17 protein-coding genes, 1 rRNA gene and 1 pseudogene are annotated in these 20922 nt (G+C 55.9%); 6 read left to right on the top strand and 13 right to left on the bottom strand.

From position 1 onward, the window contains the following. The first annotated feature begins 147 nt into the window (after positions 1–147). A 5S ribosomal RNA gene (rrf, locus tag QOX26_RS13295) occupies positions 148–264 on the top strand. A 119-nt stretch (positions 265–383) separates the two neighbouring features. On the opposite strand, the gene QOX26_RS13290 is transcribed toward rrf, so the two are convergent. Further along, positions 384–605 carry a uroporphyrinogen decarboxylase family protein gene (locus QOX26_RS13290; protein ID WP_283675460.1) on the bottom strand — a complete coding sequence of 74 codons (222 nt, stop codon included), beginning with the start codon at positions 603–605 and terminating at the stop codon, positions 384–386. A 423-nt stretch (positions 606–1028) separates the two neighbouring features. Here QOX26_RS13290 and QOX26_RS13285 point away from each other — a divergent pair, with 423 nt between their 5' ends. From QOX26_RS13285 to nrdG, 3 genes and pseudogenes are all read left to right on the top strand, one after another. After that, complete coding sequence (locus QOX26_RS13285) at positions 1029–3362, top strand: anaerobic ribonucleoside triphosphate reductase (RefSeq protein WP_283675459.1); 2334 nt, start codon at positions 1029–1031, stop codon at positions 3360–3362. 53 nt (positions 3363–3415) lie between these two features. Beyond that, positions 3416–3568 (top strand): annotated as a pseudogene (gene nrdD, locus QOX26_RS13280) (anaerobic ribonucleoside-triphosphate reductase); the annotation flags it as partial. Further along, the gene (nrdG, locus tag QOX26_RS13275) at positions 3568–4077 is read left to right on the top strand and encodes an anaerobic ribonucleoside-triphosphate reductase activating protein (protein WP_283675457.1); all 510 of its coding nucleotides are present in this window, start codon (positions 3568–3570) and stop codon (positions 4075–4077) included. The pseudogene nrdD and the gene nrdG, both read left to right, overlap by 1 nt. A gap of 113 nt (positions 4078–4190) precedes the next feature. Here nrdG and QOX26_RS13270 read toward each other — a convergent pair whose 3' ends face one another. Beyond that, positions 4191–5654, bottom strand: a complete 1464-nt coding sequence (locus QOX26_RS13270) for a haloacid dehalogenase-like hydrolase (RefSeq protein ID WP_283675456.1) — start codon at positions 5652–5654, stop codon at positions 4191–4193. A 476-nt stretch (positions 5655–6130) separates the two neighbouring features. Between QOX26_RS13270 and QOX26_RS13265 the strand changes: the two genes are divergently transcribed. Beyond that, a complete protein-coding gene (locus tag QOX26_RS13265) occupies positions 6131–7516 on the top strand; it encodes an aspartate ammonia-lyase (RefSeq protein WP_283675455.1) in 1386 nt (461 codons plus the stop codon). Positions 7517–7557: 41 nt separating this feature from the next. Here the strand turns inward: QOX26_RS13265 and QOX26_RS13260 are convergent, their stop codons facing one another. From QOX26_RS13260 to QOX26_RS13245, 4 genes are all read right to left on the bottom strand, one after another. Beyond that, a complete protein-coding gene (locus QOX26_RS13260; protein WP_283675454.1) occupies positions 7558–8544 on the bottom strand; it encodes a LacI family DNA-binding transcriptional regulator in 987 nt (328 codons plus the stop codon). A 5-nt stretch (positions 8545–8549) separates the two neighbouring features. Then, positions 8550–9464, bottom strand: a complete 915-nt coding sequence (locus tag QOX26_RS13255; protein WP_283675453.1) for a carbohydrate kinase family protein — start codon at positions 9462–9464, stop codon at positions 8550–8552. 10 nt (positions 9465–9474) lie between these two features. Continuing rightward, positions 9475–10839 carry a family 4 glycosyl hydrolase gene (locus tag QOX26_RS13250; RefSeq protein ID WP_283675452.1) on the bottom strand — a complete coding sequence of 455 codons (1365 nt, stop codon included), beginning with the start codon at positions 10837–10839 and terminating at the stop codon, positions 9475–9477. 327 nt (positions 10840–11166) lie between these two features. Further along, positions 11167–11298, bottom strand: coding sequence for a hypothetical protein (locus tag QOX26_RS13245; RefSeq protein ID WP_283675451.1), 132 nt, complete (start codon positions 11296–11298; stop codon positions 11167–11169). A 312-nt stretch (positions 11299–11610) separates the two neighbouring features. Between QOX26_RS13245 and QOX26_RS13240 the strand changes: the two genes are divergently transcribed. Next, entirely contained in the window at positions 11611–12513 is a 903-nt protein-coding gene (locus tag QOX26_RS13240) for a YitT family protein (protein WP_283675450.1), read from the top strand. 51 nt (positions 12514–12564) lie between these two features. Here the strand turns inward: QOX26_RS13240 and QOX26_RS13235 are convergent, their stop codons facing one another. The 7 genes from QOX26_RS13235 to QOX26_RS13205 all read right to left on the bottom strand — a co-directional run bounded on the left by QOX26_RS13235 (position 12565) and on the right by QOX26_RS13205 (position 20828). Beyond that, positions 12565–14316 (bottom strand): [FeFe] hydrogenase, group A, encoded by a 1752-nt coding sequence (locus tag QOX26_RS13235; RefSeq protein WP_283675449.1) that lies wholly within the window; start codon positions 14314–14316, stop codon positions 12565–12567. Continuing rightward, positions 14310–16145, bottom strand: coding sequence for an NAD(P)-binding protein (locus tag QOX26_RS13230; protein WP_283675448.1), 1836 nt, complete (start codon positions 16143–16145; stop codon positions 14310–14312). Before QOX26_RS13230 ends, QOX26_RS13235 begins: the two co-directional genes overlap by 7 nt. Positions 16146–16295: 150 nt before the next feature. Continuing rightward, the gene (locus QOX26_RS13225) at positions 16296–17186 is read right to left on the bottom strand and encodes an ROK family protein (protein ID WP_283675447.1); all 891 of its coding nucleotides are present in this window, start codon (positions 17184–17186) and stop codon (positions 16296–16298) included. Positions 17187–17207: 21 nt separating this feature from the next. Continuing rightward, positions 17208–17645 carry a PTS sugar transporter subunit IIA gene (locus QOX26_RS13220; RefSeq protein ID WP_283675446.1) on the bottom strand — a complete coding sequence of 146 codons (438 nt, stop codon included), beginning with the start codon at positions 17643–17645 and terminating at the stop codon, positions 17208–17210. 11 nt (positions 17646–17656) lie between these two features. After that, positions 17657–18304 (bottom strand): HAD family hydrolase, encoded by a 648-nt coding sequence (locus QOX26_RS13215; protein WP_283675445.1) that lies wholly within the window; start codon positions 18302–18304, stop codon positions 17657–17659. Between the two features lie 64 nt (positions 18305–18368). Continuing rightward, positions 18369–19772 carry a PTS mannitol transporter subunit IICB gene (locus QOX26_RS13210; RefSeq protein ID WP_283675444.1) on the bottom strand — a complete coding sequence of 468 codons (1404 nt, stop codon included), beginning with the start codon at positions 19770–19772 and terminating at the stop codon, positions 18369–18371. A 54-nt stretch (positions 19773–19826) separates the two neighbouring features. After that, the gene (locus tag QOX26_RS13205; protein WP_283675443.1) at positions 19827–20828 is read right to left on the bottom strand and encodes a Gfo/Idh/MocA family protein; all 1002 of its coding nucleotides are present in this window, start codon (positions 20826–20828) and stop codon (positions 19827–19829) included. Between the last annotated feature and the right edge of the window lie 94 nt (positions 20829–20922).

Genomic DNA, 20922 nt, shown 5'->3' with positions numbered 1-20922 from the left:
TTGATAGGTCAGGAGTGGAAGCGCAGTAATGCGTGCAGCGGACTGATACTAATAGGCCGAGGGCTTGACCTTTATTATAAAGGGTAATCTCTTACTTGAAGCTTGCAAGTAGTTGTTGTTCAGTTTTGAAGGTGCAAATCTTCAAAAGTGCGTGTTAATGGTGATGAGGGTACACCTGTTCCCATTCCGAACACAGTAGTTAAGCTCATTTACGGTGACAATACTTGGCTGGTGACGGCCCGGGAAGATAACTCAGCGCGCACATCAACGAAAGCCGATTCGTAAGAATCGGCTTTTTTGTATTTGTTTGCAGGTGACTAACCTGCAGACTGAAAAGTAGAGGGTAAAAGAGCGCCCCGCCAACCAGCGGGACGCTCTTTCTCTTATCCGAAGTGCTTCTGATTGTACTTGTGTACCGCTTCGAAGGCGGCCCAGATGTTCTCTGCGCGGGTGTCGCCAACGATGTTGTGAATGGTGTTGAACACGTAGCCGCCGCCCTCGGACAGGATGGGCAGACGTTCGGTCACCTGTGCCGCAACCTCTTCGGGCGTGCCGTTCGGCAGCATGCTCTGCGTGTCCACGCCACCGCCCGAAATGAACCGCATGGGATCAGCAACGCGTTCAAACGAACCGAGAGTCAACCTTGTAAGCGGAGAAACCGGAAACCACACCACAATATCTAGTGGTAGGATTTTTGCTGTTCCCTGCAATTCTCATCCGCAGAAATTGGGAGTGAATCCACACCATTTGCACAGCTTTATCCACACCGAAAAGTTTTCCACAGCTTTATCCGTCAGTAGTCCACAGGTAAAAATAGACGAATTTTGGCTGATGTGACAAGATTGTATTTGGTTTTCAAGCAAAACCCCCAAATTGATTTTTCGGCCTTGACATGTACCAGTGTGCGCGGTAAAATAATTAATACAGGCACAACATGTTGTGCGAATTACACAAAATACATACGAAATTTAGTTTTTAACCCTCTGGCAGCATATGAGTGAAATTTAGATAAAGGAAGGCAACGGACGATGGTACAGCAGATTATCAAACGGGACGGCCGTAAGGCGCCCTTTGAACTTGATAAGATCGCAGGCGCGATTTTCGGCGCGGCGCAGGCTTCGGGCGGACAGGACTATGAGATGGCCGCAGAACTCGCGAAATTGGTTGAACAGGCGTTGGAAACCGAGCTGAAGGACGGTACACCGACCGTTGAGCAGGTACAAGATACAGTAGAGAACGTGTTGATTAAGAATGGTCATGCACGTACCGCAAAGAAATACATTCTCTACCGAAACGAGCGTACCCGTGTGCGCGAAATGAACACCAGGCTGATGAAGGTCTACGAGGATTTAACCTTCCAGTCTTCCCTTGAGAACGACGTCAAGCGTGAAAATGCCAACATCGACGGCGACACGGCGATGGGTACGATGCTCAAGTACGGTTCGGAAGGCGCAAAGCAGTTTTATGAAATGTTTATTCTCGACCCCGCGCACGCCAAGGCGCACCGCGAGGGCGACATCCATATTCATGACCTTGACTTTTTGACGCTGACGACGACCTGTTGCCAGATTGATTTGCTCAGCTTGTTCGACGGCGGTTTTTCGACCGGACACGGCTTCTTGCGTGAGCCGAACGACATCCGTTCGTACTCTGCGTTGGCCTGCATTGCGATTCAGTCCAACCAGAACGATCAGCACGGCGGTCAGTCGGTGCCAAACTTTGATTACTGCATGGCGCCGGGCGTAAAGAAGACGTATCGCAAGTGCTTCCTGCGCAACTTGGAGCGCGCACTGGAGATTTATCGGGATGTGGAAGACGAGGATCTCGAGTCCCGCGAAATCTTTGATGAGGTCGAGGCCACTTCGGGCCTGCAGCCGATTCTGATCGGCACCAACGGCTTTGAGGACAAGCTGACCGAAAAGCTGCAAGAGAGCTTTGACGACGCAACCGCCCGCAAAATCACGGCGTTCTGCCGCCGCCATGCGATAAAGGAGACCCGCCGCACCACCTATCAGGCGATGGAGGCATTGGTACATAACCTGAACACCATGCATTCCCGTGCGGGCGCACAGATTCCGTTCTCGTCGCTCAACTATGGTACCGACGTATCGCCGGAGGGACGGCTCGTTGTTGAGTGTCTGCTGCTTGCGACCGAGGCAGGTCTTGGAAATGGGGAAACGTCGATTTTCCCGATTCATATTTTTAAGGTCAAGGAAGGCGTGAACTTCAACGAGGGAGACCCCAACTATGATTTGTTCAAGCTGGCTTGCCGCGTGTCGGCAAAGCGCCTGTTCCCGAACTTTTCGTTCCTCGATGCGCCGTTTAACCTGAAATATTATAAAGAAGGCCATCCGGAGACGGAATGCGCGTACATGGGCTGCCGCACCCGCGTTATTGGCAATGTATATGATCCCACGCGCGAAATTGTCAACGGCCGCGGCAATTTGTCCTTTACGTCGATTAACCTGCCGCGCATCGGCATTCGATCGCATGGCGATGTAGACTGGTTCTTCGAGGATTTGGATCGCAAGATTGATCTCGTCATTGATCAGCTGCTTGCGCGGTATCGCATCCAGTGCAGCAAACGAGTGCGCAACTACCCCTTCCTGATGGGAGAGGGCATCTGGATGGATTCGGACAAGCTGGGTCCGGATGATACCTTGGAGGACGTCCTCGGCCACGGTACGCTAACCGTTGGTTTTATCGGCCTTGCCGAGTGCCTAAAGGCGCTCATCGGCAAGCACCACGGCGAGAGCGATGAAGCGCAGAACCTCGGTTTGGAAATCATCGGCCACATGCGTGCGCGCATGGATGAAGCCGCCAAGAAATATAAGCTGAATTTTTCCGTCATTGCAACCCCGGCAGAGGGATTGTCCGGCCGCTTTGTCAAGATTGACCGCGAGAAGTACGGTGTCATCGAGGGCGTGACCGATCGGGATTATTACACCAACTCATTCCATATCCCGGTATACTTCCCGATTTCGGCGTTTGAGAAGCTCGGCCGTGAAGCACCCTACCATGAGTTGACCAACGGCGGACATATCAGCTATATTGAGCTGGACGGCGACCCGACGCAGAATCTTGAAGCCTTTGAGGCTGTCGTACGGTACATGAAGGAAATCGGCATTGGCTACGGTTCCATCAACCATCCGGTCGATCGCGATCCGGTGTGCGGTTATACCGGCATCATAGGCGAGACCTGCCCGCGCTGCGGCCGTAAGGAAGGCGAGGGTGTGCCGCTGAGCAAGCTCAAGAAGATGGGACTGTACAAGAACCTGAACAGCACCACCATCGGTTACAACGGCGCTGCCGCGGAAGAAGCGGATCGTCGACCCAATACATTAAAAATCGTGAAGGAATAAGGAGAGGGAGAAGCATCATGGAAAACAAGGAAATGAATGAAATGCTGATTGGCGAGGGCGTTGGCTTTGAGCGTATCCGTCGTATCACCGGCTATCTGGTTGGCACACTCGACCGTTTTAATAATGCCAAGCGCGCTGAGGTGTCCGACCGTGTCAAGCATGGCCTGTCGTCCTGCTGCTCGGCCAGCGAGCAGCACACCGCATAATGGAAGGCGAAATACGCGTTTCGGGCACGGTCGCCGAGTCTATCGTCGACGGCCCGGGATTTCGCTACACACTGTTTACACAGGGGTGCCCGCATCATTGTCCGGGCTGCCACAATCCGCAGACGCATGACTTTAGCGGCGGTACGATGATTGGCGTAGCCACATTGCTGGCGGACATCATCAAAAACAAATTCGTAAAGGGCGTTACCTTTTCCGGCGGCGAGCCATTTTGTCAGCCGGAACCGCTGTATCAACTTGCAGTGGAGCTGAAAAAGACCGGCCGTCACTTGATGGCCTATACCGGCTACACCTTTGAGCAGTTGCTGGAGCTGCCTGATCCCTATGTGATCAAGCTGCTGGGACAGCTGGATTTGCTCGTTGACGGCCCGTATCTGGAAGTGGAACGTAACATCGAACTGCGTTTTCGCGGCAGTGCAAACCAGCGAGTGCTGGACGTGCCCCAATCCCTTGCCGAACAGGCGGCTGTCTGGGCGGAGCAATATCGATAATGCAAACGGAAAGCAGGGAGTCACCCGCTTTCCGTTTTTTATCCTTCTGAAGCAATGAGAAAAGGCCGGCTGCCCATTCGGGCAGCCGGCCTTTGAAATGATACGATCAATCGTTAGGCAGCGCGCACCAGCACCAGATCGTCTGAGCCGAGCATGCGGGAATACTGTGTCGGAATCAGCTGACCGATGTTATTGTCGCGTCCCTGCAGCACGTAGCGCGGATTAGCCTGACCAATCGTCTTGGAGGCTTCCACCGAGCACTTCCAAATCGGATCGCTCGTCTTGCGGTAGCGGTTGAAGATAACGCCGAGCACGGTGTCGTCGAAGTCAGTCATCATGTTGTAGTCGCCTGCGCTGTCGCCGAATACCATGAGCGGGCCGTCGCCGTTATACTTGGGCTGAATGAAGTTTTCGATAACGGTGGACTTGCCTGCGGCCTGCGTCTGCGCATATTTGCCTGTACCGCCGAAGTCATAGTTATAATCAGCGATATAACGGCCGTTTACGTCCTTTTTCAGCTCCATCGCGAAGACTTGATTCTTGGGTACGTTCAGCCCGAAATACGGGTCGCACGCCGCTGCACGAATGACATCAATAAACGAAGCGGAGACAACGTAAACGTCAATGTTATTCGCCATCAGCGTTTGGTATAAATCCTTTACTTCTTCGGTGAAGGTGATGCCGGTCAGATAGCTGGCCGTAATCTTACCTGCCTTACCCTGATCGGGAGAGGTCCAGCTTTTTTCGGTGAACGTGCCGTAGTCCGACCAGTAGCGGTGGGATTTGCCGGCGAGCGCGTAGACTTCATCCGAGGTCATGCCGGTAAACAGGTATGTGACCCAAGGATAGGAGACGGACGCGTCAAACGTATCGCCGACCGCGGAGTACATATAGCGCAGCTTGGCCGAGAAGTCCTGATACTCCTTGGTCGCATGGATGGCGGTCAAATCCTTGGTGCCGCCCGCACCAAAGCCGCTGTAGCTGTTGTAAAGCACCTTGTAGTCGGCCGTGATATCCTGCGCCAGTTGCTCGCAGGTGACATCGCGCTTTGCGTCATTCTTGCCGACAACCTTATTCATATCCGGAATCTGCGTCTTGAGCACGCCGTAAAGTGCATTCGGCTGAATCTTAAACACAAGGTTTTCAATTTGATAAATCAGCAGAGCTTCTTCCACGTCGTTAATGACGGTGGTGTTGTCAAAGTCAAAGACGACGTACTTGCCCTTGTTGGCGTTGGCGTCAATCACGGCCTGCATGGCGGCGCGGGTCTCGAGTGCCCAGTTGCCGCGCATGAGCGTTGTGCTGTTGAGTTTATAGGACTGGCTGGGATCGATGGTGGCCGTATCGGTTTTGGCGTCATAGGTCACGCCAACGTCGAGCATCTCACAGAGGTCGCGCAGCTTGAAATAGTTGTTATCCGCAATTTCATAGCCTGCAATCGAGGCCTGCTTGCCGTTCATCAGAATTTTGGTCGTACCGGGGTTGGCCATAACGCCGGCAGCAATGGCGATCGGGGTGATGACGCCCAGCAAGAATGCAAGGCATAAAGACAGAACGCGGGAACTCCGTTTTTTCATAAAATACGCACCTCCTAGTTGTGCTGTTTTCGGCGCGCGAAACCGCGCGCACTCCGTCCGGTGGCGAGTCCTCTTATCTATACCGCGATTATAGCACGCGGAAAAGCTTGGTTCAACCGTGTGCGATATTTTCTAAATTTCGGATAGAATCGGAAGTGCGTTTTGTGCAGAAAGTAGATAGAAAATGCTAAAATAAACTCGATTTGACCTGAGCATGCTCAGAAAAGTACAAAAACTGCTGAGCATGCGCGCTGCCTCTTTACATTTTACAGCAAGCATCAACAGCAAAGGGACAGGCGCAGATCAAAGCTTTCATCGGTTTGTTTGGATGGGGTAAAACATCATTTTATTTTGTAAAAATACGAATATACATGGGTTATCCTGTTTTTTCACAATCAATATTTCAGTTTGATGGGCTATGTGCTATACTGCCAAAGGTTGAAGGTTTGACACCCGTTGCCCGAAAGGAGAAACCAATGAGAACAGAAGAGGATTCCATCGGCAGTTTGCAGCTTCCGGACGAAGCGTATTACGGCGTACAGACGCTGCGCGCGTACCGGAACTTTCCGATTACCGGGAGAACGCTGCACCCGGCCTTTATCATGAGTCTGGCCACAATCAAAAAGGCGGCCGCCGTGACCAATCTTGAGGTGGGCGCACTTGACCGACAGCGCGGCGCAGCGATTTGCCGCGCGTGCGACGAAATCATCGATGGGCAGTGGCACGACCAGTTTCTCGTTGACCCGGTGCAGGGTGGGGCAGGCACTTCAGCGAATATGAATGCCAATGAGGTCATTGCCAACCGTGCGATTGAGCTGCTAGGCGGGAGGAGGGGCGACTATGCGCTCGTTCATCCGAACGACCACGTCAATATGGCGCAATCGACCAACGATGTGTATCCGACCGCGGGCAAGCTGACGGTGCTCGAGCTGCTGCCGCGTGCGCTCGGTCAGCTAACGCGGCTGGAGCAAGCGCTGTGCGATAAGGCGAGAGAATTCGAAGATGTCATCAAGATGGGGCGAACGCAGCTGCAGGATGCAGTACCGATGCGGCTGGGACAGTCCTTTGCGGCGTGGGCGGCGGCAGTTTCCCGCGATATTGCGCGGTTGACCCGTGTGCAGGAGGAGATGCGCGTAATCAACCTCGGCGGCACGGCAATCGGCACGGCGATCAATGTACGGCCGTCCTATCTGTCCCACATAGCGGAAAACCTGTCGCGCACCGCGCGCACCAGTGTGCGGCAGGCCGACGACCTGATTGACGCGACACAGAATGCGGATGGCTTCGTGATGGTCTCCGGCGTGCTCAAAACCTGCGCGGTCAATCTGTCCAAAATGGCGAGTGATCTGCGCCTGTTGTCCTCCGGCCCACGCACGGGTGTGCATGAAATCAATCTGCCCGCCATGCAGAATGGATCGTCCATTATGCCGGGTAAGGTAAATCCGGTCATCCCCGAGGTGGTTACCCAGGTCGCGTTTCACATCATCGGGCACGACCAGACGATTACCATGGCCGCAGAGGCGGGACAGCTGGAGCTCAACGCCTTTGAGCCGATTATCTTCTACAATCTGTTTGAGTCGATTGAGACACTTGAGGGCGCGGTGCGCACCTTTGTTGACAACTGTGTGACCGGCATCACCGCCAACCGCGACCGCTGTCGGGAGCTGCTGGAGCACAGCGTAGGAACGGTGACTGCGCTCTGTCCCTATATCGGCTATCAGCGGGCGGCCGATTTGGCAAAGCAGGCACTGCATACGGGTATACCCGTTGCCGAACTTGCGCTGCGCGAGGGTGTGATTGACGAGCAGATGCTGCAGCGTGCATTGGACCCTGTCGCCATGACAGTACCCGCACGGATATGAGCAAGAGAAGAGGCACGCCGTTTGGCGTGCCTCTTTCGGTTTTATTTTACTCTGCAGCAGCTGTCGCGCAGCTCCAAATGGTAGCCAAGTGTGACTGCGGTGATGTCGTCTGCTCCCTGCATACCCAGCAGGCGTTCAATGCACTGTTGTGCGATGGCATCAAGCGGCTGCTGAATGGTGCTCAGCGCGGGCCGTGCCAGGCGGGCAATCGAGGTCCCGTCGTAACCGAGGACGGAAATGTCCTCCGGCACACGCTTGCCCATATCCTGAAGGCGCAGCATGACACCGAGGGCGACATCGTCGGAAAAGGCAAAGACCGCGGTGAGCGCGGGCACTTGCTCCAATAGCTGTGCAATGCCGTCATAACCAGCCTGAAAAGTGGTGCCGACGCGCAGCACGTTCTGTTCGGGCAGGGAAAGACGGGCGTCCTCCATCGCCTTGCGGCAGCCGATGATGCGCTGAAAGCCGCAGGAAATCGCGCGGCTGTTGTCGGCAAGCAGGCCGATGCGCTCATGTCCGAGAGAAATGAGGTAGTTCATGCCGTCATAAGCGGCCATCATATCGTCAATGTGGACGGAGGAAAAGTGCCGCCCCATGGTCAGTCCGCCACACACGATGACAGGCACGTTGCGCGCGGCAATGGCCTCCGCGACGCGGTCGTCCGGGCTCTCGTTGAGCAGGATAACCCCCATCGGATTGAGGGAGGACAGCGCCTGCATAACAGCCTGCGGACTGTAATGATCGGCGACCAGCAAGGTAAGCTGCTTGCCGTGCGCCTCGGCATGCGTGCGCAGATACGTTGCGGCATCAAGGAAAAAGGCGTGATGCAGGTCGGGGATGATCACGGCAATGGTCGTGCCGGTTTTTCGGCGGCCACGATAGTTTTCGGGCGGCGCGTAGCCCGTTTTCTTGGCCATATCGGCGATGCGGCGGCGTACCTCGGGGCTGAGTGCACCCTGTCCGCTGAAAAAGCGGGAGGCGGTTGCCGGTGACACGCCGCACAGCTTAGCAAATTCACGAATGGTCATTCGGATCACTCCTCGATAAAATGCAGGTAGGTCTGTGCGGTTTGCAGCAGTTCGTCCTCGGTGCAGCTGGCGGACAGACAACCCACACCGGTTACGCATTTGCCGCCTGTGATATTGCCGTAAAGCACGCTCCGGGCAAAGTCCGCACCGTGATAGATGCCGTAAATCAGTCCAGCCAGAAATGCATCGCCTGCACCGATGGAATCCCGGTGTGTATAGCAGGGAATCTGCGGAACAATACGCGGCGAACCATGTTCGGAAATCAGGCAGCCATCCTTGTCCAGCTTGACAATAACGCGTTCAAAATATCGGCCAAGGACGCGGGCAGCGTCCTCCGGTGTGGCTTCGCCTGTGATTTTAAGCGCCTCCTTTTGATTCGGGGTATAGTAATCGGCAAGCGTCAGGTATTCATGGTAGGAGGAAAGCGACATCTCATCATCCCAACCGGTGTCAAACACAAGGGTTGTGCCCTCATCATGCAGCTTTTGATATACATCCAGATACCCAAACTGCATCAGCGCCACGCGTGCGCCGGTGGATGCCTGGTAAACCTTGTCCCGCATTTCATCGGTCACGGTTGGGTTATCGCTATACGAACAGAAGGTGCGGTCGCCCGGTGTGAGCATGGCGGTTGTCACATTGACAGGAATGCCGTTGCCCTCATAGAGGTTCAGGGGTGCAACGCCGTTTTCCTGAAACATCTTGCGCGCAAAATCGGAAAACATATCGCTGCCGAGTGTCGTTTGGATGCGGGTGGGCACGCCCAAACGGCCGAGATTAATCAGTGTCGCGGGAACGCCGCCGCCAAGCTGCACGGAAAAGTCTTTGGCATAAAGCTCCTCTCCCTCATTCGGGACACGGGGGAGGCCTTGATAAATCAGATCAATATTGGTGTTGCTTGTACCGGCTACAAAGCACATAAGCGCCTCCTTACTGCCATCCCGTGATATACGGGGCGTTGAGTTCCAGATATTCGTCAACCAAGCGGGTGGCGAGTGAATAAGAATTGACGAGCGGGTGCAGCAGCAGGCAGTCGACCGCCGCCGCTTTGTCACGGTTTACGATAGCCTTGGCCGCCAGACGCTCGTAGGCCTTGACGCGGCGGATGAGCTCCAGTGCGCGGGGGTCGGGATGCTCGACCTTGTGCGGCACAGCGCCCTCGCGCGAAATATCGCAGGTGATTTCGATGATGTCGTCGTCCTCAAGGGTCGGAATCGCACCGTTGTTGGGCGCACACAGAATCATGCTGCCCGTTGTGCCCGACTCGACCAGCTCAATGAATTTGAGCGCAACGCCTGCGTAGCCGCCCGCGTCGGGTGCAAAGACATCAAAGCTCCATGGTTTGTTGCGCTTGATGCCGGTTTCGTTTGCCATATAGGCATCCTCGCGCCGGCCGTACCACTTCTCGTAGCAGGCGAGGCAGCTTGCAAAGTCGTTTTCGATATCCATGTGGGAGAGTTCTTCCGTCATCTGACGGTTGATGTCTTCAATGACCTCGCCGCGCGTCACACCGGCCTTGAGGATGTTTTCGACCGACTGCTCACGGTAGAAGAAATAATACAGATATTCATTGAGCACACAGCCCATGTGCTGCAGCAGGCCCTTTTCGAAAAAGCGCATATCGGTTTCGGCGTATGCATCGTCGCGCTCAATCAACTCCGGCATGATTTCACGGCCGTTTAGCAAAATGCTGCGGAAGAAGGACAGGTGATTCAGACCATAGCATTCGCCCACGATGTGGTCAGCCGATTCTCCGTATAAATCCGCGAACTGGTGCAGCATGCCGCTCGGCGCGTCGCAGATGCCGTAGGTAAAGTCGTATCCCATATCGCGCAGCGCCTGAGAAACCACGCCCGCGGGATTGGTGAAGTTAAAGACCTTGACCGAAGGCTTGGCGTGCTTTTGAATCAGCTCACAATAAGCCGCCAGTGCAGGCACCGAGCGCATGGCAAAGGACAGCCCCGCCGCGCCTGTTGTTTCCTGACCGAGTACGCCGTGGCCGAGTGCGATGCGCTCGTCGCGCACGCGGGTGTGATCGCCGCCGACACGAATGGTGGTAATGATGTAGTCGGCATCCCGCACGGCATCAACCGCATCGGTTGTCAGCCGAAAGTGCAGATCGGCGTTGAGCATATGCGAGACATGGCTTGCCATGCCTCCGTAAATGCGGAGCTTGTCCGCATCGGTATCCATAAAGACAAGCTCGGTGATATGCAAATCCGTCGCACGCTGGGCGATTGATTTGGCGAGGAACATGGAGCGGACGCCGCCGCCGCCAATGACAGTTAGCTTCATAAAAATTTCCTCCGTTATCTGGCTAAAAAATAGGAAATACTGTTTTGATGCTTTTAGTATACCGAGAAAAAGTCTAAAAAACAATGACCAGAAACAACAAGGTTTGTTTCAGAAATACAGCGTGAACGGCAAAAGCATAAAAAAGGCCCCTGATGCCAGACAAAGCATCAGGGGCATGCACGGAATTGGTGAGAGAGGGATCACTGTTCCGCACTGCAAGAGACAAGAAAGCCAAGCAGCTTTTCGCAGTCAGCCTGCAAAAAGCCGGTCAAAAAGGGTTGGCGTTTTATTAAAAGAGGTCTCCGATAGGGAGGGAAGGGAAAAAGGTCAGCGCGAATCGCGCGACGCACGGGAACGGGATTCATTGAATTCCATGCGGCCGGCCGGGGTGTTCATGCGGTTGACACTGTAAGACAATGCGGCGAGCTGCTCGAGGTAAGAGAATTTCTGTTTCATCATGGATTCCTCCGTTCGGATTGTTGTGTGTAGCGTCCGGGTGTTCTATTCACCTGACACTTATTATTATAGTCGATACGCATAAAAAGTCAACAATAGAATTGTTGAATATATACTATAAAGCAAGGCGAGTCTTGTGCATTATATACTATAAAATGATTTACATATTGTGCAATGCGTATATATGGTGAAATGGAGGAAACAATCGGCTATCAGCGACGTGCAGCACGCGGTTTCAGTTAAGTTTTATGCGGCGCTGTGGTATAATAAGAAAAAAGCGCAGGGAAAGCTGCCGGATATAAGGGGGGAAGCGCGATGAAAAAATCCATTGGCGCATATCATCAGTTGGAGCGGGCCGTTCCAATGCCGGTGCGTGCGCATCTGAAGCGGCTTTTTTTAATCGTATTGGCCTCGGTGATTATGGCGGTTAACATTAAGAGCTTTGTAGAAGCGGGCGGGTTGTTCCCGGGCGGCTTTAACGGACTGACGCTGCTCATTCAGCGCAGTGCACAGCAATTTGCAGGGGTAACGCTGCCGTTTACCCTGATTAATTTCCTGCTGAACGCGGTGCCGGCGGTTCTGAGCTACCGGTTAATTGGCAAGCGGTTTACCGTATACTCCTGTCTGATGATTGTGCTGACCAGCGTATTAACCGACCTGATTCCGCCGATGCCGCTGACGAGTGATGTGCTGCTTGTCTGTATTTTCGGCGGACTCATCAACGGCTTTGCAATCAGCCTGTGCCTCATCGGCGGCGCTACGAGCGGCGGAACGGATTTCATTGCGGTCGCCCTGTCCGAGCGGCTGAGCATTGACGCATGGAACTATGTACTGCTCGGCAACGCCGTTATGCTGGTTGTGGCAGGCGTGTTGTTTGGTTGGGATAAGGCGTTGTATTCTATCATTTTTCAGTTTGCATCGACCCAGATTGTGCATCGCATTAACCCGCGATTTAAACGAACGACGCTGTTTATCATTTCGGATCGCGCGGAAGAGGTTTATGACCATATTAAGGATTCCACGCATCACGGAGCGACGCTGTTCAAGGGCACCGGTTTGTACAACGGTGCGCCGCGCGATATGATATATTCGGTCATCGCGGGCGATCAGGTCAAGTTGGTTACGCATCAGGTGCGCGAAATTGATCCGAAGGCCTTCATCAACGTCTTGAAGACCGATCAGGTCGCGGGCAATTTTTATCAACAACCACACGACTGACCTGTGGATAAAAACAAGCACCGCCATCCCAAACGGATGGCGGTGCTTGTTTTAGTTGGGCATGTTCCATGCAAAATGGTCGGTATGCAGCAATTGCTCTGCTTTTTCCGAGCAGGGTTCGCCCAGAAATTCCTGATACAGCTCAAGAACGACCGGATTCTCGTGCGAAAAGCGCATTTCGGCGGCGGCATCCAGATTGTGGAGCACATCACCGCGCAGGGTAGCAAGCTCGCGGTCAGAGCCGTCAACCGGCTGTCCGCCGCCGCCCGCACAGCCGCCCGGGCACGCCATGACCTCAACAAATTCATATTTTACATCGCCCCGCTCGAGCGCCTGCAGCAGCCGCCGCGCGTTGCCCAGACCATTGACGACCGCGCAGCGAATCGGGATGCCGGCCAGTTCAAAGGTGGCCTCGCGCCAGCCGTGACGGCCTGCGTCGTAGCCGCGCACGACATGGAAGGCGTAGGCGGGCGGGTTGGAGCCGGTGGTCAGATAATACGCCGAGCGCAGCGCGGCTTCCATCACGCCACCGGTCGCGCCGAAAATCACGCCTGCGCCCGAGCCTGCGTCAAGCGGGGTATCGAACGCGGCTTCGGGCAGCGTATGTACATCAAGGTTTTCGGCGCGCACCATGCGTACCAGTTCGCGCGTCGTCAGTACCAAATCGACATCGGGTCCGGCTGCCGTCGATTGCATGCCCGGCAGCTCACATTCCGCCTTTTTGGCTACGCACGGCATAATCGAAACGCTAAAAATCTTTTCGGGCGGCACGCCGATCCGGTCAGCCAACCAGGTTTTTGCCACCGCGCCGAACATCTGCTGCGGCGATTTTGCGGTGGACAGGCGTTTCGTCCATTCGGGGTACTGCGATTTTAGGAAGCGTATCCAGCCCGGGCAGCAGGAGGTGAACATCGGCTTTTCAGCCAAATCGCCCGCACGCAGGCGGTGCAGCAGCTCGTTGCCCTCCTCCATGATGGTTAAATCGGCAGAGAAAGTAGTGTCGAACACGTAATCCGCGCCCATTTTGCGCAGTGCGGACACCATTTGTCCGGCGGTTGCCTTGCCTGTGTCCATGCCGAGCGTTTCGGCCCAAGCGGCACGGACAGCGGGAGCGATTTGGATGACGGTCACCTTGTCCGGATGTGCCAGAGCGGAAAACGCCTGCGCGGTGTCGTCCCGCTCACTCAGCGCACCGGTGGGGCAATGGGTGATGCACTGACCGCAGAGTGCGCAGTCGGACTCCTTGATGAAACGGTTGCCCGATACATCAATCGTCGTGCGCGAGCCCGAACCGCTCACATCCCAGATGGAAAGTGACTGCACCTTGTCGCAAATCTGCACGCAGCGCATGCACTTGATACACTTGTTCGCATCGCGGTACAGGGGGAAGGTGTGCGTCCAGTAGGCCTTTTTGCCCTGCACCAGATGCAGGGGATAGGGTACCTTCAAAACGCCCAAATCGGTTGCGACCTTTTGCAGCTGGCAGGTGCCGGAGCGCACGCAGGCCGCGCAGGAAACGTCGTGCTGGGAAAGCAGCAGCTCCACGTTGGTGCGGCGTGCTTCACGCACGCGGGGCGAGTTGGTGTGAATCACCATACCGTCGCGCACCACGTTGTTGCACGAGGGGACAAGCTTGCCCTCGCCCTCAATCTCGACACAGCAGACGCGACAGGCGCTGATTTCGTTTACATCCTTTAAGTAACACAGATTCGGGATTTCAATGCCGACCGAAGCGGCGGCCTCCAGAATGGTGGTGCCGGAGCGCACCGATACCGGCGTATCATTAATTGTCAGCTTTACCATGTGCTCGTCCGTCCTCCCTTAAAGATTCCGTAGCCGAAGTGATCGCAGCGCAGGCAGCGCGAGGTCTCCTGCTGCGCTTCCTCCTCGGTCATACCGCATTTGACCGGCTCAAAATTGCCCTTGCACTCGGCAAGCGGGCGCGTTTTCAGCTCGACACGGCCGCAGGCGGGCGTGTTGGTCAGATGAGCGGGGGGAATGTCAACGTCGGTCGTGATGATATGGTGATAGCCGAGATGCGCGTCGATATTAGCAGCGGCGACCTTGCCGGCGGCAACGGCACGGATGACGGTGGCAGGTCCGGTGACCGCGTCGCCGCCCGCGAATACATGCGGCGTGTTGGGGACGAACGCGTCTGCCGCGGCCTGAATCTTGCCGCGCACGACGGGTGCAACCTGCTCAAAGGGCTGCGCGTCGATCTCCTGACCGATTGCAACAATGACGACATCGCACGGGATGCGGAATTCCGGCGCATCGGCAGAACGCGGCTTGGGCCGTCCGTCCGTGCCGTAGGGGCCAATCATCTGCGGCCGCGTCCATAGTGCGGCAACCTGACCGGATGCGTCGGCTTCGACGCGCACAGGTGCTTGGAGGAAGAGCAGCTGCGCACCCTCGCCTGCGGCCTCTTCAATCTCTTCTGCCAGCGCGGTCATATCGGCCATGCGCCGCCGATACACACAGGTGACAGATTCCGCGCCCAAACGAACGGCCGAGCGGGTTGCGTCCATTGATACGTTGCCGCCACCGATGACGCAAACGCGCTTGCCCGTCAAATCCGGGGCGTTGCCCTCGCCGATGTCGCGGAGAATCTGCACAGCGGAGTAAACGCCCGCACTGTCTTCGCCTTCGATGCCGAGCTTGCGGTCGTTATGTGCACCGATGGCAAGGTAAACCGCATCGTATTGCTCCTCAATTTCGGAGAAGGGGATGTCGCGGCCGATGGAAACACCGGTCTGTACCTTGATGCCGGTGGACAGAATAAAATCAATGTCCGCATCAAGCCGCTCGCGGGGCAGGCGGTAATCGGGGATGCCGTAGCGCAGCATGCCGCCAAGCTGGGGACGCTGATCGTAGACCTCGATTTCGTGTCCCATCAACGCGAGGAAGTAGGCGGCAGACAGACCGCCGGGGCCGCCGCCGACAATGGCGACGCGCTTACCGGTCGGCGGTGCGCAGGGGGGCGGCGCGGCATCCTTGGAGGCATGGTCGCAGGCATAGCGCTTGATGCCGCAGATGTTGACCGCATCGTCCACCATGCGGCGGCGGCAGCGCGCTTCGCACGGATGCTCGCACACATAGCCGCACACAGCAGGGAAGGGATTGTCTTTGCGGATGAGGCGCACCGCGTCATCGCACCGTCCGGCGCGAACGAGGGCGATGTAACCCGGAATATCAACGCCGGCGGGGCAAAGTGCAACGCAGGGCACGGGCTGATCAAGGCCAAATAGGCAGCGGCCGCGCTCAACGTGGGAAACATAGTCGTCACGGAATCCCTGCACGCCCATCAGCACCATACGCGCCGCTTCGTAGCCGATTGCACAGTCGGCCGTGTCCAGAATGACGCGCGCGGTTTTTTCAATCAAATCAATCGTGCCGAGTGTCGCGGTGGAATCAAGCACGCTCTCAAGCAGCGTGGTCAGCTGTCCCAGACCGATGCGGCAGGGTACGCATTTGCCACAGGTCTGTGCATGACAAAGGTGCAGGAAGGAAAGGGAAATATCGACCGGGCATATCCCCGGAGGACTGGCGCTGATGCGGCGTTCCACGTCGCGGTACAGTTCCTCGACGACGGTCTGCGCCCGACCGGGAACTTCGATGGATAATCTGCTCAACTACTGCGCCTCCAAACCATGTCAAATTTGTGTATTCTACATAATTTATTTATACTCTATTTCAAAAGTAAAGTCAAATAGAACCTGAACGTGCGTGGAGAAAGGAAAAGGGACATGAACCGGATTTTCATTCGGCTCGTGTCCCTTCTTTCAGTTGTGTGGCCTTAACTGCTGCTCGAGCAGGCGGTAGGCGCCCGCCATGCCCGCGCTGTTGCCCAGTGCGGCAAAGGCCAGCGTGGTGTGCTTGAGTAAATAGGAATTGGCATAGCGCTCGAGTCCTGCGGCAAGGAGCGGGCGCAGATAATCGCGCTGCTCCATGATGCCGCCGCCGAGCACGACCGTCTCGGGGTTGATGACGCACATGCAGGCGGCGATGCCCTGCGCAAGCGTATCACACTGCGCGGCAATGGCCTGCGCACAGCATGCGTCACCGGACTGGGCGCGGGCGAAAATCTGTTTGCCGTCCAGCGTTTCACCGGTCCGTGCCTCTACGCGCTGTACAAGTGCGGTCGTCGATGCCTGCTCCTGAAAGGGCTTGCCGTTAATGGGCATGTAGCCGATTTCGCCTGCGCTGCCCGCATGTCCGTGCACCAGCCTGCCGTCGAGCACGACTGCGCCGCCGATGCCCGTCCCAACCGTCAGGCAGAACACGCTGTCCGCCCCGCGCCCCGCGCCGTAGGCCGCTTCGCCAAGGGCGGCGGCGTTGACATCGTTTTCCACTGCGCAGGGCAGGCCGAATTCACGTTCTACCGCAGCTTTGAGGTTGCGGCCGGTGTAATCCGGGATGTTCTCGTTGGCGTACAGGATGGCGCCCGTTTGATGGTCGACCATGCCCGCCGTCGAGATGGCGATGCCCGTTGGATCATATTTGTCGCGCAGCGCGGCAATCAGGTCGAGCAGTTTGCATTCGATGCCGGGGCCGCGCAGCACCTTGGCGTCTGTCGGTGTTTCCCATCTGGAGGCAAAGAGGACTTCGCCGCCGGGCGCGTGCGCCGCACCGTATTTAATTGACGTGCCGCCAATATCAAAGCATAAAACCATTCTTCATTCCTCTGTTGCGTGTTAGGCGAGCAGGCGGCAGAACTCCTCGGGCGACTGTACGGTGAAAAGCTGCTCCATGCGGTCGTCATCCATCAGGATTTCGGCCAACTCGCTCAGCAGGTCGATGTGGCTGTTAGAATCCGTGGCGGCAAGCGTGATAATCAGCCGCACCGGGTCGTTTTCGCCTGCGCCGAAGCAAACCGGCGGGTCAAACGTTGAGAAATTCAGCGCAAGGCGGTTCGCGCCGCATTCCGGACGGGTGTGCGCCAGCGCAAGACCCTTAGACAGAACAAAATACGGCCCATTTTTCAGCACGGACTGAATCATTCCGTCGATGTATCTCTCGGTAATCGCACCTTCGGCTGCAAGCGGTGCGGCGGCCTTGCGGATAGCGTCCTGCCAGTCGGCGGCGGCAAGGCCGATTTGGATATCCTTCGCCTGAATCTGATCTAACAGCATGATAACTCCTCCTAAAAATCTGCGATAAGCGCGGGCACGTCCACCTCGGTCAGAGAGGCGCACAGACGATACTGCCCTGCAAAGGCACAATGCCGGGTAACGTCGTTTGGTACGACCAGCACGCGCATGCCTGCGTTCAGGCCGGCGGTGAGTCCGTTGAGCGAATCCTCCACAACCAGACATTCCTTCGGCGCACAGCCGAGCGTTTTGGCCGCCTTGAGGAAGAGGTCGGGGTGGGGTTTGATGCGCTCGACATCCTCGGCTGTGACGAGCAGGTCGAAATACTGCATCAAATGCAGCCGTTCGAGGTGCACGGTCGGTTTTTCGCGGCAAGATGAGGTTGCAAGCGCCACACGCAGGCCGTTTTCCTTTGCGCTGCGCAGAAAATCCTCCACGCCGGGCTTTGTCGGCAGACGCGTGCTTTCCTCGATAAAACGCGTGCGGGTATCGCGGACGAACGCTTCGCGGTCAACGTGAATGCCCTTGCCGTCCAGCTTTTGAAACAGCTCTTCCGCATTCGAGCCGACACAGGTCAGAAACTCCGTTACCGAAAGCGCATACGCCTTGTGCGTTTGAAACCATTCGACATAGATATGATACCAGACAACCTCGGTATCCACAATCAAACCGTCGAAATCCATGATAATTGTCTTCAGCATACTGACTCCACTTCTGCTTTGGTGAGAGCCGCGCCGCCGTGTTTGGGCGGCGCGGCCTGTTTGTTTATTTGCCTTTTGCCTGACGGATTTGATCAATCAGATCGTCATACTGCGGTGCGTTGATGAAATCGGTCACGCCGATGCAGTACGCGCCCTTCTGCGCTTCCTTCACGCGGTCGAGCAGCAGTTCCTGCGTGACGACGACCTGACAATCGGTCGGCAGGTTTTCTACGGCGATATGGAACACCTTGATATCGTCCAGACCTGCGGCCTTGCACTTTTTCTGCAGCACGGTCGCGCCCATGGCCGAAGAGCCGATGCCGGCGTCACACGCATAGGCGATACGGGTGACGGACGCGAAATCAAACGCATCCGCGGTACCTTCGAATACAGAGGAGATGCGGCTCTTTTTGCCCTTGAGCTCATTCATCTGCTTGGCGGCTTCCTTAAGCGAGGAATCGTCGCCGCCGCCCGCGCGCTTGACCAGCGGCACTGCGAGCAGGAAGGTGACGGCACAGGCCGCTGCAACAGCGATGCAAATCTTGATGCGGTCGCCGGGGTAGGACATCATCATGATGGACAGAATGCTGCCGGGGGAGGCAACGCCGACCAGACCGACGCCGAACAGGTTAAACAGGAAGGTGCCGACCGCGCCGCCGAGAATCAGCGGAAGAATCAGAATCGGGTTCATAAGCACGAACGGGAAATAGATTTCATGAATGCCGCCGAACAGATGGATAATCGACGCGCCCCATGCGGACGATTTCGAAGTACCCTTGCCGAACAGCATGTAGGCGAGCAGGATGCCCATGCCGGGGCCGGGGTTGGATTCGAGCAGGAACAGCACAGACTTGCCGAGTTCGCCGAGCTGGGTCGTGCCCATCGGGGTGAGAATGCCCTGTCCGATGGCGTTGTTGAGGAAGAGCACCTTAGCGGGCTCGATCAGGATAGCGGTCAGCGGCAGCAGGCCGTTGACAACCAGAAAATCAACGCCGCCGGCAAAGACGGTGGTCAGCGAAGAGATGGCCGGGCCGAGCACAACGCAGCCGAACACACCGATGATTGCGCCGAGAATGCCGATAGAATAGTTGTTGACAAGCAGCTCAAAGCCCATCGGGACTTTGCCATCAATCAGCTGATCAAATTTCTTGAGAATCCAGGCGGAAAGCGGGCCGAGAATCATCGCGCCGATGAACATGGTCACGCTGGAACCGATGATAACGCCGATGGTTGCAACCGAACCGATGACGCCGCCGCGATAATCATACACCATTTTGCCGCCTGCAAACGCAATTAGAATCGGCAGTAAGTAGTTGAGCATCGGCACGATGAAGCCGCGCAGCATATCGTTGTCGATTGCGATGCCGACCGCGGTCAGCAGGCCCCATGCAATGAATGCACCTAGGTTGGGAATGACCATGTTGCTGAGTTTGCTACCGAACTTTTGCACTTTTACTCGTACTGACATCTGAATTTACCCTCCTTTAAGTGACTGTGGCTTCTCGTTTACCCCTTTATCGAATTAAAGCTCGACTTCCTTGCCTTCGGAAATCGAACGTTCGATCGCGTCTACCACCTTGAGCGACCAGAGCGCGTCCTCGGGAGTGATGATGGATTTCGTTCCGTTTACGATATTGCCGACAAACGCCATGATTTCCTCAGACAAATCACCCGACGGCGCGCCGTTTACATTGTACCAGTGGCGGGAATCCGGATACTGCACACGCTCGCCGGTGACGAAGCGCACGCCGTTGTCGCACGCATCTACATAGGCAGCACCCTTGGTGCCGACCAGTTCAACCTTGTCATCAATGATGGTGGGGGAGTTTTCGGGCAGCACCCAGCAGGCTTCCAGACACGCTACCGCACCGTTTTCATAGGTCACAAGCGCATAGATTACGTCATCCATGCCGTATTCCTTGAGCAGCACGCTGCGCGCCTTGGCGAAAACCTTTACCGGCTTGCAGTCCATGAACCAGTTGATATAATCGATGTCATGAATCATGACGTGCATGGACAGGTCGGAAGCGCCGATGTAGCGGCGCGGCCCGATAATCGGACTGTTGCGGCGGCAGTACAGGTGGATAATGTCACCAAGTTCACCCACGTCGAGCGACTGCTTGATGAGGTTAAAACGCGGGTCAAAGCGAAGCAGGAAGCCGACCGTAAACACCTTATCGTAGTCCTTGGTGATTTCGTACATCGCTTCGCCGTCGGCAAGCTCCTTGGCGAGGGGCTTTTCGAGCAGAATATGCTTCTTGTTCGCAACCGCAATTTCAACTGCTTCTCGGTGCATATTGTCAGGGAGAACGATGGATACTGCTTCAATTTCGGGATCGTTCAGCAGATCTTTGTAGTCCTTGTATGTCTTGCAGCCGTATTTTGCCTCGGCCTCGGCGCGGCGCTCGTCATTGAATTCGCACACCGCGGCAAGCACTACGCCCGGCAGCTTGTTGTAAATGCCTGCGTGAATCTGTCCCATCTGGCCGAAACCAATGACGCCAACCTTGAGCTGATAGTTCATTTTGCATTCTCCTTTTCTATGTGGACCTTAAAATAAGGGGTTACCGACTGACAGAAAGTTACATCGTTTTTTGTTTTTCTGTTGCAAAAATTCG

Origin of the sequence: Butyricicoccus sp. Marseille-Q5471 (assembly GCF_951230135.1) — a bacterium.
Taxonomy (GTDB): Bacteria; Bacillota; Clostridia; order Oscillospirales; family Butyricicoccaceae; genus Agathobaculum.
The sequence above is the reverse complement of the archived record's forward strand: the minus strand, read 5'-3'. Positions and strand labels throughout refer to the sequence as shown.

Excerpts from the sequence above, each read along its gene's own strand:
- QOX26_RS13290 (WP_283675460.1), bottom strand. The coding sequence starts at position 605 with ATGCGGTTCATTTCGGGCGGTGGCGTGGACACGCAGAGCATGCTGCCG.
- QOX26_RS13285 (WP_283675459.1), top strand. The coding sequence starts at position 1,029 with ATGGTACAGCAGATTATCAAACGGGACGGCCGTAAGGCGCCCTTTGAA.
- nrdG (WP_283675457.1), top strand. The coding sequence starts at position 3,568 with ATGGAAGGCGAAATACGCGTTTCGGGCACGGTCGCCGAGTCTATCGTC.
- QOX26_RS13270 (WP_283675456.1), bottom strand. The coding sequence starts at position 5,654 with ATGAAAAAACGGAGTTCCCGCGTTCTGTCTTTATGCCTTGCATTCTTG.
- QOX26_RS13265 (WP_283675455.1), top strand. The coding sequence starts at position 6,131 with ATGAGAACAGAAGAGGATTCCATCGGCAGTTTGCAGCTTCCGGACGAA.
- QOX26_RS13260 (WP_283675454.1), bottom strand. The coding sequence starts at position 8,544 with ATGACCATTCGTGAATTTGCTAAGCTGTGCGGCGTGTCACCGGCAACC.
- QOX26_RS13255 (WP_283675453.1), bottom strand. The coding sequence starts at position 9,464 with ATGTGCTTTGTAGCCGGTACAAGCAACACCAATATTGATCTGATTTAT.
- QOX26_RS13250 (WP_283675452.1), bottom strand. The coding sequence starts at position 10,839 with ATGAAGCTAACTGTCATTGGCGGCGGCGGCGTCCGCTCCATGTTCCTC.
- QOX26_RS13245 (WP_283675451.1), bottom strand. The coding sequence starts at position 11,298 with ATGATGAAACAGAAATTCTCTTACCTCGAGCAGCTCGCCGCATTGTCT.
- QOX26_RS13240 (WP_283675450.1), top strand. The coding sequence starts at position 11,611 with ATGAAAAAATCCATTGGCGCATATCATCAGTTGGAGCGGGCCGTTCCA.
- QOX26_RS13235 (WP_283675449.1), bottom strand. The coding sequence starts at position 14,316 with ATGGTAAAGCTGACAATTAATGATACGCCGGTATCGGTGCGCTCCGGC.
- QOX26_RS13225 (WP_283675447.1), bottom strand. The coding sequence starts at position 17,186 with ATGGTTTTATGCTTTGATATTGGCGGCACGTCAATTAAATACGGTGCG.
- QOX26_RS13220 (WP_283675446.1), bottom strand. The coding sequence starts at position 17,645 with ATGCTGTTAGATCAGATTCAGGCGAAGGATATCCAAATCGGCCTTGCC.
- QOX26_RS13215 (WP_283675445.1), bottom strand. The coding sequence starts at position 18,304 with ATGCTGAAGACAATTATCATGGATTTCGACGGTTTGATTGTGGATACC.
- QOX26_RS13210 (WP_283675444.1), bottom strand. The coding sequence starts at position 19,772 with ATGTCAGTACGAGTAAAAGTGCAAAAGTTCGGTAGCAAACTCAGCAAC.
- QOX26_RS13205 (WP_283675443.1), bottom strand. The coding sequence starts at position 20,828 with ATGAACTATCAGCTCAAGGTTGGCGTCATTGGTTTCGGCCAGATGGGA.